Origin of the sequence: Marinobacterium zhoushanense (assembly GCF_014641945.1) — a bacterium.
GTDB lineage: Bacteria > Pseudomonadota > Gammaproteobacteria > Pseudomonadales > Balneatricaceae > Marinobacterium_D > Marinobacterium_D zhoushanense.
This window is the reverse complement of the sequence record NZ_BMIJ01000003.1, coordinates 211,390-227,246: the sequence shown is the minus strand read 5'-3', so window position 1 is coordinate 227,246 and position 15,857 is coordinate 211,390. Positions and strand designations below refer to the sequence as shown.

Here is a 15,857-nt window from a genome sequence, read left to right as displayed (position 1 = left end):
GCCGTCCTTATCTGTTGGTCTGGCCGTAGCGTTTGCGTGCGCTCTGTTGGTCAAGCGTCCGCAGACGCTCCAGTTTTTCGCCCAGTTTGATCTCCAGGCCTCGTGCTTCCGGCTGGTAGTAGCGTCGCTCAGCGATATCTTCTGGCAGATACGCCTCTCCGGCGGCATAGGCGCCGGGTTCATCATGCGCATAACGATATTCGGCACCGTAGCCCATGTCCTGCATCAGCGATGTAGGCGCGTTGCGCAGGTGCGCCGGCACCTCGTAACTCGGATCGGTCTTCACATCCGCACGACACTGATTGAAGGCACGATAAAGGGCATTACTTTTCGGTGCGAGTGCGCAGTACACAGCCGCCTGAGCAATGGCTCTCTCCCCCTCTGCCGGCCCGACACGCTCGAACGCATCCCAGGCGGATAGCACCACTTGCATGGCGCGGGGATCAGCATTGCCTATATCCTCTGACGCAATCGCCACCAGCCGCCGGGCGATATAGAGCGGATCGCAGCCGCCATCGAGCATTCGGCAGTACCAGTACAACGCACCGTCCGCCGAGGACCCTCGTACCGACTTATGAAACGCAGAGATCTGATCATAAAACAGATCGCCACCCTTGTCGTAGCGCCGTCCTCCGGCCTGTAGCACCTCAGCCAACACATCCGCCGTGACCCGCTCAACCTGGCCCTGCGTCTGCGCCAGATCCGCCGCGATCTCCAGCAGATTCAGCGCTCGCCGGCCGTCACCGTCAGCGGCTACAACCAGCTGATCGATTACCCCCTCATCAAACTGCAGGTTCCTTGCCCCCAGACCGCGCTCGGGATCCTTAAGTGCCTTGTCGAGCATGCCCCGCAGGTCGTCGTGCTCCAGCGCGCGTAGAAGGTAGACACGGGCACGGGAGAGCAGCGCGTTGTTGAGCTCGAACGACGGGTTCTCGGTAGTGGCGCCGATAAATATAACCGTGCCATCCTCGACATAGGGCAGGAAGGCATCCTGCTGCGACTTGTTGAAGCGATGCACCTCGTCGACAAAGAGGATGGTTTTACGCCCGCTCTGCGCCTTGATCAACGATGCCTGATCGACAGCCTGGCGAATATCCTTAACCCCGGAGAGCACCGCCGAGATAGTCACGAAGTGCGCATCCACCTGATGGGCGATCAGACGAGCCAGCGTGGTTTTACCCACGCCCGGCGGCCCCCAGAGCACCATGGAGTGCACCAGTCCCTGCTCCAGCGCCTGGCGCAGCGGCTTACCACGACCGAACAGGTGGGTCTGGCCGACATATTCATCCAGCGTGCGCGGGCGCATCCGTGCGGCCAGCGGCTCATAGCCGCTTGTCTGCTCCGAAAACAGATCCTGCATCAGACCCCCGGATCAAGAATCAGATCCACCCCTTCAGGGGGCGTGAACTCGAACCGCTCCGGATCGGGATCTGCATCCAGTTCAATCGCATTCAGCAATATGGATGTGCGTTGCCCAAGACTGTCCTCGAGCAGCAGCTCGCTGAGCACCTCATCCTTGAACAGCAGACGAATACGCTCGAAGCTGCGCTGAGCGGTCAGTGGCAGGAGTTCAAACACCTCACGATCATTCCCCTGCTCAATCTGACGAATATCAAATCGCTCGCTCAACGCGTCGATCTTGCCATTGAGGATCAATGCCGGTGCGCTTTCTGTCTGCCCGCTGGCAGGTTTGCGCGTGACCTGCTCCAGGTCGGGATCATAGATCCAGATATACTCGCCGTCGCTGACGATACGCTGTTCAAAGGGGGTATGGGTAAGCCAGTCGAAACGGTCTGGCCTGGCCAGTACAAATTCGCCGCTTGAGTGCTCCTGACGCCCGCCCTCTTCGGACAGGGTGTATTGCTCAAACTCGGCCCCAAAACTCTGGTGCCGCGTCAGCAGCTCACTGAGCCTGTCGACGGCGGCGGCATGCAGGGCCGTACTGATACTGAACAGCGCACCAAATACGGCGCCCTTGAAATAGTGTGACATATTCATCAATCCCTAGGTGGTGGCGGGGCCAGCACTTCGCGCTGACCATTGGTACCCGCCTCAGTGATGACACCGGCCATCTCCATAGATTCAATCATGCGTGCGGCCCGGTTGTACCCGATCTTGAGCTTGCGCTGTACCGACGAGATCGACGCTTTACGCGACTCGGTCACGAACGCCACCGCCTCGTCGTACAGCGGATCGGCCTCGTCATCGAACAGGTTGCCACTACCACCACCGGCTCCGCCCTCGCCACCCGGGTCGTTCAGAATATCATCGATATAAACCGGCTCACCCATCGCACGCCAGGCCTCGACGGTTCTATGCACTTCGTCGTCGCTGACGAATGCGCCATGCACCCGGTTTGGCACGCTGGTACCTGCCGGCAGGTAAAGCATATCGCCATACCCCAACAGGTTCTCCGCGCCTGACTGGTCCAGAATCGTACGCGAGTCGATCTTGGACGAAACCTGGAACGCGATACGGGTCGGGATGTTCGCCTTGATCAGGCCGGTAATCACATCCACGGACGGCCGCTGCGTGGCCAGGATAAGATGGATACCCGCGGCGCGCGCTTTCTGAGCGATACGTGCGATCAGCTCCTCTACCTTTTTACCGACCATCATCATCATGTCGGCGAACTCGTCGATCACCACCACGATATAGGGCAGCGTCTCCAGTGCGGGCGCCGGCTCATCCGGGTCGAACCCCATCTCCTGCGGGTTCCACAGCGGATCCGGCACAGTCTCGCCACGCTGCTGCGCCTGCACCAGCTTTTCGTTGAAACCGGCAATATTACGTACGCCCATCTTAGCCATCAGCCGGTAACGGCGTTCCATCTCCGCGACACACCAGCGCAAACCACCGGCAGCCTCCTTCATATCGGTGATAACCGGGGTCAACAGATGCGGTATACCGTCATATATCGACAGTTCCAGCATCTTCGGATCCACCAGCATCAGTCGAACCTCATCCGGAGTGGCCTTGAACAACAGGCTAAGCAACATCGCATTAACGCCAACTGACTTACCGGAGCCGGTGGTACCGGCCACCAGTAGATGAGGCATTTTGGCCAGATTGGCCACCATGGGATTGCCGGCGATGTCGTTACCGAGCGCCAGGGTCAGACGGGAGCCCGCCTCAAGATAAGGCTTGGCGTTAAGCACTTCGCTGAGACGGACCGTTTGCCGGGAGGCGTTGGGGATCTCGATACCCACCACCGATTTACCCGGAATAACCTCCACCACACGCACGGCGGACACCGCCATCGAGCGTGCCAGGTCACGTGCAAGGTTGGAGATTTTACTCGCCTTGACCCCCGGAGCAGGCTGCAGCTCAAAACGAGTGATGACCGGGCCCGGATTCACCTCAACCACTTCGGCGATAACACCAAAGTCTTTCAGCTTTTGCTCCAGTAGGCGCGACATCTCCTCCAGCTCATCTTCGCTGTAGCCCTGCTCCGTCTGCAGTTCGGGCGGGTCAAGCAAATCAAGGGATGGCAGCACATGTTTGGGCTTACGCGGCAATTCGGTCGATTTTGCCTCCATCGGCTCGTCGTCGACCAGGGGCTTGTGCGACTCGGACAGAGGCACGATCTTCAACCCACGCCTGCTGCTACCCATCTGCGCGACAGGGTCCTCAGCGCCACTGGAACTCTCGTGTTGCGATACGTTAGCGGCTTCCGTCTCGGCGTATGAGTCTTTCCAGGGTGGCGAATCCTGCTCCGATGGATCAGCATCAGCGCCGCCAAGGTCACCAAAAGAAAAAGAAGGCTCAAGACGACCATCCTGATCGGCCATCTCCGGCATAGGCTGGGTTCGTGAGCGGATAGTGGCCTCGGATTCCCTGCTTGCCCGGGTCGGCTCTACCCTCGCCTCATGCCGGGTGTCGGCCGACGTGTGCGGAGACAGTGGCTTTTTGGGTCGGGCTACCGGCTCCTCGGAGTGTTCGCGAACCTCATGTCGAGTGTCAGCATTTCTCACGAAAAGCGCCGAAACACGTTCCCAGGATTGAAGCAGCAGCCCACCGCACGCTTCCAGCCCGACCCGCCAGGAGATGTCGGCATACAGGGTGAGGCCAAACAGCATCAGCGTCCAATGCACCACCGAACCGCCGGCCAGGCTTAACCAGATCACGGAGAGATCCGAAAGCGCCTGTCCAACGAGGCCGCCGGCGGTAAAAGGGTACTTCAACACCTCATTCGAGATATGCATCGAGGCGAGGCTCGCCAGCGCTACCAGCATCAGTACCGCGCCAGTGGTACGCAGCATGATATAGGGGATAGCATCGAGCACACCCTCGCCTCGTCGCCGCAGGAAGCGCACAGCGGGCCAGATCACCAACAGCGGCACCAGGTAGGCGCCCACGCCCAACATCGAGATTGCAACGTCCGCGATCCAGGCACCGGTGATGCCGGCCAGATTGGATACCTGGCTCTGATAGCCCAGATGAGACCAGCCCGGATCCCGTGCGTCATAACTGAATATCGCCAACAACACGAAGAGATTGCAGCCGATTGCCAGCACCAGTCCCGCTTCCTTGCCCGCTCGGGCCAGTTTTACGCCCAGTGCTGTCGGAGTATCGATACGCTTTTCGCTCAAGCCTTGTTCCTTACTGCATCACCCACGCAATTGAGGGTGAAAAATACCATATTTACTCGGCACTCGCCGAGCCTGTAACGCCAATACTGCTCCATGGACATTGCCCGGCACAGGAGTTACATTCCCGATCATCTGCGCGCGTTGAAATCCCACTGCGTGCCCCAAGATACTAATGCTATCACTGACCTCCATTTGAAACGGACCCTCAGATCATCATGAGCGAATTACAGCACCACCGTCTTATTATCCTAGGTTCTGGCCCGGCCGGTTATACCGCTGCCGTGTACGCGGCGCGCGCCAATCTTAACCCGGTCGTGATCACCGGCATGCAGGCCGGCGGTCAGCTGACGACAACGACTGATGTTGATAACTGGCCCGGCGATGCCGAAGGCGTACAGGGCCCCGAGCTGATGCAACGCATGCAGGCTCACGCCGAGCGCTTCAATACCCAGGTCATCTTCGACCACATCAACGAAGCCGATCTGCAGAGCCGCCCGTTCAGGCTCAAGGGCGATATGGGCGAGTACACCTGTGATGCGCTGATCATCTCCACCGGCGCCTCTGCCCAGTATCTGGGCCTGGATTCGGAAGAGGCATTCAAGGGCAAGGGTGTCAGCGCCTGCGCCACCTGCGATGGTTTCTTCTATCGCGGCCAGAAAGTTGCCGTCATTGGCGGCGGCAATACCGCTGTTGAAGAAGCGCTCTACCTGTCCAACATCGCAGCAGAAGTCACGTTGATCCATCGCCGTGACAGCCTGCGCAGCGAAAAGATCCTGCAGGATGAGTTATTTGAGCGTGCTGAGAATGGCAACATCAATATCATCTGGAACCATCAGCTCGACGAAGTACTTGGCGACGAGACCGGCGTAACCGGTATGCGCATCAAGAGCACGAAGGACGACAGCACTCGCGACGTGGAGCTGCAGGGCGTATTCATCGCCATCGGACACCGCCCCAATACCGAGCTATTCGAGGGCCAGCTGGAGATGCACAACGGCTACCTGAAGATACGCTCAGGCCTGGAGGGTAACGCCACCCAGACCAATATTGAAGGCGTCTTCGCTGCCGGCGATGTCTGCGATCACGTCTACCGCCAGGCGGTGACGTCGGCAGGGTTCGGCTGCATGGCGGCTCTGGATGCCGAGCGCTATCTTGATAAGCTCAGCAAATAATCCTGCACATCCGTTCAAGGCGTACGCATGATTCCATGGCTTCATCCGCTACGCCTTGAATTCCCCCCGGTCGATACCGCGCTGGATGAACCCAACGGGTTGCTGGCAGCGGGCGGCGATCTTCGCCCCGCGCGCATACTTGCCGCGTACCGCCGAGGCATCTTCCCCTGGTTCAACGATGACGAGCCTATCCTCTGGTGGAGCCCCGCGCCCCGCTGCGTCCTGACCCCATCCGAGTTACACATCTCGCGCAGCCTGCTCAAGGCACTGCGCAAGCCGAATTACCGCATAAGCTTCGACACCGCCTTTCGCCAAGTGATCGAGGCCTGTGCGGCGCCGCGCAGCTACAGCCACGGCACATGGATCAGCCCTGCCATGCAACGCGCTTATATCGAGCTTCATGAGTTGGGCTATGGCCACAGCGTCGAGGTCTGGATGGACGATGAACTGGTTGGCGGCTTGTATGGCCTCGCAATCGGCAGCGTCTTCTTCGGGGAGTCGATGTTCAGCCGACGCACGGATGCTTCGAAGATCGCATTCACTTATCTGGTCGAACATCTGAAAATCTGGGGCTATGATTTGATTGATTGCCAGGTTTACAACGACCACCTGGCCAGCTTGGGTGCCCGGGAGATCCCACGAGCGGACTTTATCGACCAGTTAACCATTCTGCTTGAGCGACATCCGGAGCACGAATGGCGCGCAACACGCAGTTTTCAAACGAAAGGTTAACCCCATGAGTGACCTGCAAACCCTTCGTTTTTACGCCACTCCGCCTCACGATTGCAGCTACCTGCCGGGGCGCAAGGCCAAAACACTGTTCGTAGATCCTCAGGCCGAGGTGAATGCCACACTGTACAGTCAACTCAGCGACCTGGGCTTCCGACGCAGTGGCTCACATATTTACAGACCTCATTGCGACAGCTGCAACGCCTGTGTCTCGGTGAGAATACCGGTACGCGAATTCAAACCCTCGAAAACCCAGCGTCGAATATGGCGCCGCAACTCGGATCTGAGTGTTCGGAACGTGGCACCTCAACTGACCATAGAATATTACCGCCTCTATGATCGCTACATTACCGAGCGCCATGCCGATGGCGATATGTATCCCCCATCGCCAAGCCAGTTTATGAGCTTTCTGGTTGAGGGGCGTCAGCCGAGTACGTTCTATGAATTTCGCGACCGCCAGGATGAGCTGGTCGCTATCGCTGTAACCGATCAGCTCGACCAGGGACTCTCGGCCCTGTACACCTTCTACGCTCCCGAACAGGAGAAACGCAGTCTCGGCACTTATGCCATCCTCTGGCAGATTGAGTCTGTCCGCCAAGCGGGGCTTGATTATCTCTATCTGGGCTATTGGGTTCGCGATTGCCGCAAAATGAACTACAAGACCGCCTACCAACCACTGGATATGCTCATAGCAGACCAGTGGATTCGCGTCTGAGCCGCCTCTCCACTTCCTAGAAAGCCGCAAATCTCTTTGATATAGAAGCAGGAATCAGGCAAAATAATGCGCTTTCCGACCGGCGCGTATCCTGCCGGGTACAAAAAACAGCCCTGAGGTAAAGAGTGAATGGCCAAAGAAGATTCATTTGAAATGGAAGGCACCGTAATCGACACCCTGCCGAATACCATGTTCCGTGTTGAACTGGAAAACGGTCACGTCGTTACAGCGCACATTTCAGGCAAGATGCGTAAGAACTATATCCGCATCCTGACCGGCGACAAGGTCAAAGTCGAACTGACACCGTACGATCTGAGCAAAGGCCGCATCGTATACCGCGCTCGTTAATTGACTTGAACGCGGCACACGAGACGGTGAGCAGCCCTTAAGCTGCCACCGTGGCCACCTCAAGCTCCAACTCCCCATCATCGCCGACGCGGATATCAACATCTCCGCCGTTCTCGGCAAGCTCTCCAAACAGGATCATCTCCGCCAGAGGCTTCTTGATCTTCTCCTGGATCAGACGCTGCATCGGCCTGGCACCCATCAACTCATCATAGCCATGTTCAGCCAGCCAGCTACGGGCATCATCATCGACGTGCAACACGACGCGTTTCTCATCCAACTGCGCCTGCAGCTCGGTGAGAAACTTGTCGACCACCCCTTTGACAATATCCACTGTCAGCGGCTTGAACTGGATGATCGCATCCAGGCGGTTACGGAACTCAGGCGTAAACAGGCGCTTGATCGCCTCCATGCCGTCGGTGCTGTGATCCTGACGGGTAAAGCCTATCGACGCCCGGCTCATCTGCTCGGCACCGGCGTTGGTGGTCATCACCAGAATCACGTTACGGAAATCCGCCTTGCGTCCGTTGTTGTCGGTCAGTGTGCCGTTATCCATCACCTGCAGCAGCAGGTTGAAAACTTCAGGATGAGCTTTCTCGATCTCATCAAGCAGCAATACGCAGTGCGGTGACTTGGTGATCGCCTCGGTCAACAGGCCGCCCTGATCAAAACCGACATAACCCGGAGGCGCACCGATCAAACGGGAAACCGTGTGCCGCTCCATATACTCGGACATATCGAAGCGCACCAGCTCGATACCCAGCACGCGGGCCAGCTGCGTCGTAACCTCGGTTTTACCGACCCCTGTAGGTCCGGAAAAGAGGAAGGATCCAACCGGCTTGTTCGGCGCCTTGAGCCCTGCCCTGGACAACTTAATCGCCGCCGACAGCGTGCCGATCGCTTCATCCTGGCCCAACACAACCATCTTCAGGTTAGGCTCGAGCTTAGCCAACTGCTCCTTATCCGATACCGAGACGCTCTTCGGCGGTATGCGGGCAATCTTCGCAACCACCGTTTCCACATCGCCGACATCGATAATCTTTTTACGCCTCTCTTCCGGCAGCAGGCGCTGATAGGCGCCCGCCTCATCGATCACATCGATCGCCTTGTCCGGCATATGCTTGTCGTTGATATACCGATCGGCGAGTTCCGATGCGGCCAACAGCGCCTCATCGGTGTACTCGATGTTATGGTGTTCTTCGAAGCGGGACTTGAGGCCACGCAGTATCTGATAGGTATCACTGACACTCGGCTCCAGAATATCGACCTTCTGGAAACGACGCGCCAAGGCGCGGTCCTTCTCGAAAATTCCCCTGAACTCCTGGAAGGTGGTGGAGCCGATGCAACGGATCCCACCCGAACTCAGCAGCGGCTTAAGCAGGTTTGACGCATCCATCGAGCCACCTGATGCAGCACCCGCACCGATAATGGTGTGGATCTCGTCAATAAACAGGATGGCATTGGGCTGTCGCTTGATCTCCGCCAGCAGCCCCTTGAGACGCTTCTCGAAATCGCCACGATATTTAGTACCGGCAAGCAGCGCACCGAGATCCAGAGCATATACAACACTCTTCGAGATGATATCGGGCACCTTGTCTTCGACGATCAGCTTCGCAAGACCTTCTGCAATCGCGGTTTTACCCACTCCGGCCTCACCGACCAGCAGCGGGTTGTTCTTGCGGCGGCGCGACAGGATCTGTACCACTCGCTCGACCTCGGCATCACGCCCGACCAGAGGATCGATCTGGCCCAGAGCCGCCTGCTGATTGAGGTTAACGGCGTACTGGCTCAACTGGCTCTTGCCGGACTCGCCCCCCTCCTCACCATCGGTGACAGACTCGGACTCCTGCCCCTCCTGCTCTCCAACTCTGGAGATGCCATGAGAGATGTAGTTGACGACATCGATACGCTCTATGCCCTGCTGCTGCAGAACGTAGGCAGCGTGGCTCTCCTGTTCGCTGTAGATCGCGACCAGAACATTGGCACCACTGACTTCCGACTTACCGGAGGACTGGACATGGAACACGGCGCGCTGCAGAACGCGCTGAAAACCTAAGGTAGGTTGAGTTTCCAGGTTGGGTACATTCTGCGGCAGCAACGGTGTGGTTTCATCGATAAACACCGATAACTGCTGTCTCAAACGGTCAAAATCAGCCCCACATGCATGCAACACTTCGGCAGCCTGACGGTTATCCAGCAGTGCCAGCAGCAGATGCTCGACCGTCATAAACTCATGGTGCTTGTCCCGCGCAGACTTAAAAGCTGTGCTGAGGGTTTCTTCAAGCTCGCGATTCAACATGGCTGCAGCCTCCTGTCAGACCGACTCTACTTCACAAAGCAGCGGGTGCTTATTCTCACGAGAATATTGATTCACCTGCGCCGCTTTAGTTTCCGCTACATCTCGAGTAAATACACCACACACCCCCTTTCCCTGAGTATGGACCGACAACATCACCTGTGTCGCCTTTTCCTGATTCATATTGAAAAATATCATCAAGACCTCGACCACAAAATCCATCGGGGTGTAGTCGTCATTCATCAATACGACACGATACATTGGGGGGCGTTTGAGCGCCGGCTTGACCTCCTCAGCAGCCACCGAGCCGTGATCGTCTCGTTGATCTTCTCCATCGGCGTCATCCGCCATCATTCTGACTGTTCTGTTACTGTAGAACGACATAACCAGCTGATTTCTCTACGATTCAATAAACAATACTAAATTCTGATATCCAGCCCTAGTGTCGGGCCGACCAAGTGTTATACTGCCCCGAGCAGGAGTGGTCCCTCCAGTATCAGCAGTCCCTGCAATGATGTAAAGGAGTACCTTTCGCGCCACGCAGGGCGCGAAGGTTCGCGAAGAGCGAAATCAATGGGAGCAGCATATGCAAACAGGGAAAGTAAAGTGGTTCAACAACGCCAAGGGTTACGGCTTTATCCTCTCAGAGGAGTTTGATGAGGAGTTGTTCGCACACTTTTCTGCGATTTTGGCGGAAGGCTACAAAAGCCTGAAAGCCGGGCAAACGGTGCAGTTCGAGACCAAAGAGGGCCCGAAAGGGATACATGCGGTCAACATCCGCACTTTGGATTGAACAGGTAACGGAACACCGCCGCACTATCCGCTAGCACTCTGGGATTCGGCGCCCGCCTTATCCCAACGGGTGTATTGTGCCCCTTGGGCAGCCAATACCGCTGCTCACTGCGCCGGCCCTCAGGTCGTTGCGCAGCTCAACCACTCCGTTTAACACCAACACCGTTTTGCCGCCCAGTCGAGCAGGACATCAAGGCAAAAGTTAAGTTTAACAATGTCCCGCATCCTATTGTTTAACAAGCCTTTCAACGTTCTAAGCCAGTTTACTGACAACGATGAGCGCGCAACACTGGCAAACTACATCACAGAACCCGGTTTCTATGCAGCAGGCCGCCTTGACTACGATTCGGAAGGACTTCTGATACTGACGGATGACGGTGCGTTGCAACACCGCCTGGCAGACCCGAAGTTTAAGCTGGATAAAACCTACTGGGCGCAGGTCGAGGGCGAAATAACCGAAGCGGCACTTGAGCAACTAAGATGCGGTATCCAACTCAAGGACGGCCCAACCCGACCAGCCAAGGCAAAGCGACTCGTTACACCTGAGCTCTGGCCACGAACGCCACCCATTCGCCAGCGAGCCAATCAAGCAACCAGCTGGCTGGAGCTCAAGATCAGTGAAGGACGCAATCGCCAGGTGCGCCGAATGACAGCAGCGGTGGGTTTCCCGACCCTTCGACTGATCCGGGTTGCGATAGGCCACTGGACGTTAGACAACCTCTCCCCAGGCGAGTACCGCGTGGAGCAGGTTAACCTGCCAGCCAATCCTCCCCGACCAGCTAGGAGTCGCCCGAATCGTCCCCCTGCCAGGCGGCCGCGGCGCTGAGATCGCTCGCTTTCTGTTCTACCCAGTGTTCACCGTTATCCAGGATCTCCTTCTTCCAGAACGGAGCATCGCGCTTGAGGTAGTCCATGATGAACTGAGCAGCCTCGAAGGCCGCTTTTCTATGGGCACTGGTCACGCCGACATACACGATATTGTCACCCGGCAGCAGGCGCCCCACACGGTGCCTGATCAGCACCCGCCCCAGCCCCCAGCGCTCACGAGCCTGCTCGACGATCTTGTGCAGCGACTTCTCGGTCATTCCGGGGTAGTGTTCGAGCTCGAGCGCCAGCAGATGGTCACCCATCAGCTCTCGAACCAAGCCGGTAAACGTTACAATAGCCCCCTGCGCAGCTCCCTCCCCCCTGAGGCGCTGACTCAGCAGGGCCAGATCAAAATCTTCGGCCTGAACGGCAACATCATCCAGTGGCATACTCTCTTATCACTCCCGGGGCAGCTTACAGTCCTGCAAAATGGTACTATCTGCTCCAACCTATAGATAGCTAAACCGCAGCAGGTTTGCATCAGTAATCGACCAAGACAGTAGTTGAAAATTCACTCATGCGTTGGACACCTCATGCAACTGTCGCCACCATTGTGGAAGACAGCGGACGCTTTCTGATTGTAGAAGAGGAAGCAGGAAATTCACTGGTATTGAACCAACCCGCCGGGCATCTCGAAGAGGATGAAAGCTTCCTCGATGCCGCTCGTCGCGAAACGCTGGAGGAAACCGGCTGGCACGTCGAACCCGAGCATCTGCTGGGACTCTATGTTTACAAAGCACCGTCCAATGGCGTCACCTATCACCGGGCCTGCTTTATTGCCAGAGCCGTTGGGCAGGACCCCCATCGCCAGCTCGATGAGGGTATAGTGCGCGCCCTATGGATGACGCGCGACGAAATCGCCGCCAATGCTGACAGGCTTAGAAGCCAGTTGGTGCTAAAGTGCATCGATGACTATCTGGCCGGAACACGTTTTCCGCTGTCACTGATTCATGAACCCTGAACGGAACTACTCGATCCAATGAGCGAAAACTCAGCTATCAAAGTGATCGTCGGCATGTCCGGCGGTGTCGACTCCTCTGTATCCGCCCTGCTGCTCAAGGAGCGGGGGTATCAGGTCGAAGGCCTGTTCATGAAGAACTGGGAGGAGGATGACGGCACCGAGTACTGCACTGCGAAAGAGGACCTGGCCGATGCCCAGGCAGTCTGCGACAAACTGGGCATCCATCTGCACACGGCCAACTTCGCCGCGGAATACTGGGATAACGTGTTCGAGCACTTCCTTGCCGAATACAAGGCCGGACGCACGCCCAACCCCGACATCCTGTGCAACCGGGAGATCAAGTTCAAAGCCTTCCTTGAGTACGCCCAGATGCTGGGCGCCGAACTTATCGCCACCGGGCACTACGTTCGCAGAGGCACGATTGATGGTCACGCCGTGCTGCTCAAGGGGCTGGACGCCAACAAGGACCAGAGTTACTTCCTGCATCAGGTGGGCGAGGCCGAGCTGGCACAAACACTGTTCCCGGTTGGCGAACTGGAAAAGCCGGCGGTCAGGGCGCTGGCGGAAGAGCACGACCTGGTGACCCACGACAAGAAAGACAGCACCGGCATCTGCTTTATCGGCGAACGTCGCTTCAGCGACTTCCTCAAGCAATATCTGCCGGCTCAGCCAGGAAGAATTGAGACACCGAATGGCGATGTCATAGGCGACCACCAGGGCTTGATGTATTACACCATCGGCCAGCGTCAGGGACTGGGCATAGGCGGCCTTGCCGATTACCCGGAGGAGCCCTGGTTCGTTGCCGACAAAGACCTGGAGCGCAACGTCCTGATCGCGGTTCAGGGCACCAACCACCCGCTTCTGTTCGCCGAATGGCTGACCTGTTCCGACATTTTCTGGATCAATGGCGCAGTACCGGAGCTGCCGCTACGCTGCAAGGCCAAGGTGCGCTACCGCCAGAACGATCAGGGCTGTGTCATCGAGCGCTCCGGATCTGGTTATTTGGTCCGTTTCGACGAGCCGCAGCGTGCAGTTACCCCGGGGCAGTCGGCGGTGTTCTACCTTGACGACCTGTGTCTAGGCGGTGGCGTTATCGAAACCACGTCTCGCACCCATCCTGAGGAGACCTGCTGATGGCTCGAGCACATGATGAGCAAGCAATAGCACTGGCCGGCGTGTTTCAGGCTGCCAGCCTGGTTGAGCAGATCGCCCGACGTGGCATGGTGGCACAAAACAGCTATGAAGCATCGATTGCCAGCCTGTTTGTCTCCGACCCGAAAACCACGGAGGATGTCTACGGCGGCACCCGGGACCTGCCGTTCAATCTGAGCCTCGGGCTGAAACAGATGCAGGAGCTGGTTGATAAGCGCGCGGGCGGGCTCAACCAGGATGTGATGCGCTACGCACTGTCGATGATCCAGTTGGAGCGCAAGCTCAGTGCCAGGCCCGATATGCTGGATGAGATCGGCAAACGCCTGGATCAGCTTGCCGGGAAGGCGCAGTACTTCGGGGGTAGCAGTGAAACTCAGGCGCAGCCTGACAACCTGCCCGACCCGTCGATCTACACCCATGCCAACGTCATAGCCGGTATAGCAGCGCTCTATCAGGACACGCTGAGCACCTTCTCGACCCGAATCCAGGTCGGCGGCGATCCTCGCCACCTGCAGAACAGCGAGAATGCAGCCAGAATTAGAGCCCTGCTGCTGGCCGGGATTCGTGCCGTGATCCTGTGGCGCCAGGTCGGCGGCAAGCGCTGGCACCTGTTCTTCTTCAAATCTCGTGTCCGCCCCTCATTAAACAAGATCGGCAGCACAACCTAATTTTGCGACGAGCGGATGTCGGTTAAACATTAGCGCCGATTTCCGCTATAATATGCGCCCTTTTCGCCCTTATTCGAACAACCGCCAACTAGTGAGACTGTGTGACATGGAGCTTTCTGCCCTCACCGCTATTTCCCCGGTCGATGGACGTTACGGTAGCAAGACTGCCGACCTGCGCAACGTATTCAGCGAATACGGCCTGATCCGTTTCCGTGTAGAGGTCGAGATCCGCTGGCTGCAGCAGCTTGCCGCCCACCCGCAGATCGCCGAAGTACCTGCGCTGAGCGCCGAAGCCGGCGCCCGCCTGAACGCCATCGTAGACCAGTTCGGTGAGCAGGATGCCGCCCGTATCAAAGAGATTGAGCGCACCACCAACCATGACGTCAAGGCGGTGGAATACTTTATCAAGGAGCGTATCGCTGACCTGCCGGAACTGGCCGCGATCAGCGAATTCGTTCATTTCGCCTGCACCTCAGAGGATATCAACAACCTCTCCCACGCCCTGATGCTGAAAAACGGTGTTGCCGTCATTCGTCCTCAGATGCAGCAGGTGGCCGATGAGATCGCGGCGCTGGCCCGCAAGCACGCCGAGCAGCCGATGCTGTCGCGCACCCATGGCCAGACCGCTTCACCGACCACGCTGGGCAAGGAGATGGCCAACGTTGCCTACCGCCTGCAACGTCAGCTCAAGCAGCTCGACACCATTGAGTACCTCGGCAAGATCAACGGCGCGGTGGGTAACTACAACGCCCACCTGTCTGCCTACCCGGAGATCGACTGGGAAGCCAATGCCCAGTCCTTCATCGAGACACTGGGGTTGAACTGGAACCCGTACACCACTCAGATCGAACCGCACGACTATATCGCCGAGCTGTTTGATTGCGTTTGCCGTTTCAACACCATCCTGATCGACTTCGACCGCGACGTGTGGGGCTACATCTCCCTGGGTTACTTCAAGCAGAGGACCATCGCCGGCGAAGTGGGCTCCTCCACCATGCCGCACAAGGTCAACCCGATCGATTTCGAAAACTCGGAAGGCAACTTGGGGCTAGCCAACGCGATCATGCAGCACCTGGCGGTCAAACTGCCGATCTCCCGCTGGCAGCGCGATCTGACCGACTCCACCGTACTGCGCAACATGGGTGTTGGCTTCGGCTACAGCCTGATCGCCTATCAGGCCAGCCTGAAGGGGATCAGCAAACTGGAGATGAACGCCGAGCGCCTCAATGCCGATCTGGACAACGCCTGGGAAGTACTGGCCGAGCCGATCCAGACCGTGATGCGTCGCTACGCCATCGAAGAGCCCTACGAGAAGCTCAAGGCCCTGACTCGCGGCAAGGCGATGACCAAGGATACCCTGATGGAGTTCATCGACACGCTGGAGATTCCCGAGCAGGCGAAAGCGGAACTCAAGGCGTTAAGCCCGGCAAGCTATATCGGCAATGCGATCGAGCAGGCCAAGCGGATCTGATCGCCAGCCAATCCATAAAAGAGCCGGCAATTTGCCGGCTCTTTTATTACCAGTAGCAACTATCCCGCAGACGCATGGTTGCAGAGGGGCGGGAAAC

General features: G+C 57.7%; 15 protein-coding genes and 1 pseudogene. 10 read left to right on the top strand and 6 right to left on the bottom strand.

What is annotated here, in order from left to right; translation table 11 throughout:
• Positions 1–7: 7 nt before the first annotated feature.
• The 3 genes and pseudogenes from IEX40_RS08180 to IEX40_RS08170 form a co-directional block, all read right to left on the bottom strand.
• Positions 8–1,360, bottom strand: a complete 1,353-nt coding sequence (locus IEX40_RS08180; RefSeq protein ID WP_188747139.1) for a replication-associated recombination protein A — start codon at positions 1,358–1,360, stop codon at positions 8–10.
• Positions 1,360–1,992: an outer membrane lipoprotein periplasmic chaperone LolA gene (gene lolA / locus IEX40_RS08175; RefSeq protein WP_188747137.1), complete on the bottom strand. Its 633-nt coding sequence runs from the start codon at positions 1,990–1,992 to the stop codon at positions 1,360–1,362. Before lolA ends, IEX40_RS08180 begins: the two co-directional genes overlap by 1 nt.
• 5 nt (positions 1,993–1,997) lie before the next feature.
• Positions 1,998–4,547: pseudogene (locus tag IEX40_RS08170) on the bottom strand (DNA translocase FtsK); the annotation flags it as partial.
• A 260-nt stretch (positions 4,548–4,807) separates the two neighbouring features.
• Between IEX40_RS08170 and trxB the strand changes: the two are divergent.
• The 4 genes from trxB to infA all read left to right on the top strand — a co-directional run bounded on the left by trxB (position 4,808) and on the right by infA (position 7,556).
• The gene (gene trxB, locus IEX40_RS08165; RefSeq protein ID WP_188747133.1) at positions 4,808–5,764 is read left to right on the top strand and encodes a thioredoxin-disulfide reductase; all 957 of its coding nucleotides are present in this window, start codon (positions 4,808–4,810) and stop codon (positions 5,762–5,764) included.
• 27 nt (positions 5,765–5,791) lie between these two features.
• The gene (gene aat / locus IEX40_RS08160) at positions 5,792–6,496 is read left to right on the top strand and encodes a leucyl/phenylalanyl-tRNA--protein transferase (RefSeq protein WP_188747131.1); all 705 of its coding nucleotides are present in this window, start codon (positions 5,792–5,794) and stop codon (positions 6,494–6,496) included.
• A gap of 4 nt (positions 6,497–6,500) precedes the next feature.
• Positions 6,501–7,208: an arginyltransferase gene (locus IEX40_RS08155; protein ID WP_188747130.1), complete on the top strand. Its 708-nt coding sequence runs from the start codon at positions 6,501–6,503 to the stop codon at positions 7,206–7,208.
• 129 nt (positions 7,209–7,337) lie between these two features.
• Complete coding sequence (infA, locus tag IEX40_RS08150; protein ID WP_091824146.1) at positions 7,338–7,556, top strand: translation initiation factor IF-1; 219 nt, start codon at positions 7,338–7,340, stop codon at positions 7,554–7,556.
• Positions 7,557–7,593: 37 nt separating this feature from the next.
• On the opposite strand, the gene clpA is transcribed toward infA, so the two are convergent.
• Together clpA and clpS are read right to left on the bottom strand one after the other, a co-directional pair.
• Complete coding sequence (gene clpA / locus IEX40_RS08145) at positions 7,594–9,852, bottom strand: ATP-dependent Clp protease ATP-binding subunit ClpA (RefSeq protein WP_188747128.1); 2,259 nt, start codon at positions 9,850–9,852, stop codon at positions 7,594–7,596.
• Between the two features lie 15 nt (positions 9,853–9,867).
• Entirely contained in the window at positions 9,868–10,200 is a 333-nt protein-coding gene (gene clpS / locus IEX40_RS08140) for an ATP-dependent Clp protease adapter ClpS (protein ID WP_188747709.1), read from the bottom strand.
• Between the two features lie 235 nt (positions 10,201–10,435).
• Between clpS and IEX40_RS08135 the strand changes: the two genes are divergently transcribed.
• Both IEX40_RS08135 and IEX40_RS08130 read left to right on the top strand, forming a co-directional pair.
• A complete protein-coding gene (locus IEX40_RS08135) occupies positions 10,436–10,642 on the top strand; it encodes a cold-shock protein (RefSeq protein ID WP_188747126.1) in 207 nt (68 codons plus the stop codon).
• A gap of 213 nt (positions 10,643–10,855) precedes the next feature.
• The gene (locus IEX40_RS08130) at positions 10,856–11,467 is read left to right on the top strand and encodes a pseudouridine synthase (protein WP_188747125.1); all 612 of its coding nucleotides are present in this window, start codon (positions 10,856–10,858) and stop codon (positions 11,465–11,467) included.
• Here IEX40_RS08130 and moaE read toward each other — a convergent pair.
• Positions 11,421–11,897, bottom strand: coding sequence for a molybdopterin synthase catalytic subunit MoaE (gene moaE, locus IEX40_RS08125; RefSeq protein WP_188747123.1), 477 nt, complete (start codon positions 11,895–11,897; stop codon positions 11,421–11,423). The two genes, IEX40_RS08130 and moaE, sit on opposite strands and share 47 nt — an antisense overlap.
• A gap of 128 nt (positions 11,898–12,025) precedes the next feature.
• Between moaE and IEX40_RS08120 the strand changes: the two genes are divergently transcribed.
• The 4 genes from IEX40_RS08120 (at position 12,026) to purB (ending at position 15,760) form a co-directional block, all read left to right on the top strand.
• The gene (locus IEX40_RS08120; RefSeq protein WP_188747120.1) at positions 12,026–12,469 is read left to right on the top strand and encodes an NUDIX hydrolase; all 444 of its coding nucleotides are present in this window, start codon (positions 12,026–12,028) and stop codon (positions 12,467–12,469) included.
• Between the two features lie 18 nt (positions 12,470–12,487).
• Entirely contained in the window at positions 12,488–13,603 is a 1,116-nt protein-coding gene (gene mnmA / locus IEX40_RS08115) for a tRNA 2-thiouridine(34) synthase MnmA (protein WP_188747118.1), read from the top strand.
• Positions 13,603–14,289 carry a lysogenization protein HflD gene (locus IEX40_RS08110; protein ID WP_188747116.1) on the top strand — a complete coding sequence of 229 codons (687 nt, stop codon included), beginning with the start codon at positions 13,603–13,605 and terminating at the stop codon, positions 14,287–14,289. Before mnmA ends, IEX40_RS08110 begins: the two co-directional genes overlap by 1 nt.
• A gap of 106 nt (positions 14,290–14,395) precedes the next feature.
• On the top strand, positions 14,396–15,760 hold the full coding sequence (gene purB / locus IEX40_RS08105) for an adenylosuccinate lyase (protein ID WP_188747114.1): 1,365 nt from the start codon (positions 14,396–14,398) through the stop codon (positions 15,758–15,760).
• Positions 15,761–15,857: the final 97 nt, after the last annotated feature.

Bases quoted from the DNA above. Each gene is read 5' to 3' on its own strand.
- IEX40_RS08155 (WP_188747130.1), top strand. From the start codon at position 6,501: ATGAGTGACCTGCAAACCCTTCGTTTTTACGCCACTCCGCCTCACGAT.
- mnmA (WP_188747118.1), top strand. From the start codon at position 12,488: ATGAGCGAAAACTCAGCTATCAAAGTGATCGTCGGCATGTCCGGCGGT.
- lolA (WP_188747137.1), bottom strand. From the start codon at position 1,992: ATGTCACACTATTTCAAGGGCGCCGTATTTGGTGCGCTGTTCAGTATC.
- clpS (WP_188747709.1), bottom strand. From the start codon at position 10,200: ATGGCGGATGACGCCGATGGAGAAGATCAACGAGACGATCACGGCTCG.
- trxB (WP_188747133.1), top strand. From the start codon at position 4,808: ATGAGCGAATTACAGCACCACCGTCTTATTATCCTAGGTTCTGGCCCG.
- IEX40_RS08180 (WP_188747139.1), bottom strand. From the start codon at position 1,360: ATGCAGGATCTGTTTTCGGAGCAGACAAGCGGCTATGAGCCGCTGGCC.
- IEX40_RS08135 (WP_188747126.1), top strand. From the start codon at position 10,436: ATGCAAACAGGGAAAGTAAAGTGGTTCAACAACGCCAAGGGTTACGGC.
- infA (WP_091824146.1), top strand. From the start codon at position 7,338: ATGGCCAAAGAAGATTCATTTGAAATGGAAGGCACCGTAATCGACACC.
- purB (WP_188747114.1), top strand. From the start codon at position 14,396: ATGGAGCTTTCTGCCCTCACCGCTATTTCCCCGGTCGATGGACGTTAC.
- IEX40_RS08130 (WP_188747125.1), top strand. From the start codon at position 10,856: ATGTCCCGCATCCTATTGTTTAACAAGCCTTTCAACGTTCTAAGCCAG.
- clpA (WP_188747128.1), bottom strand. From the start codon at position 9,852: ATGTTGAATCGCGAGCTTGAAGAAACCCTCAGCACAGCTTTTAAGTCT.
- IEX40_RS08110 (WP_188747116.1), top strand. From the start codon at position 13,603: ATGGCTCGAGCACATGATGAGCAAGCAATAGCACTGGCCGGCGTGTTT.
- aat (WP_188747131.1), top strand. From the start codon at position 5,792: ATGATTCCATGGCTTCATCCGCTACGCCTTGAATTCCCCCCGGTCGAT.
- moaE (WP_188747123.1), bottom strand. From the start codon at position 11,897: ATGCCACTGGATGATGTTGCCGTTCAGGCCGAAGATTTTGATCTGGCC.
- IEX40_RS08120 (WP_188747120.1), top strand. From the start codon at position 12,026: ATGCGTTGGACACCTCATGCAACTGTCGCCACCATTGTGGAAGACAGC.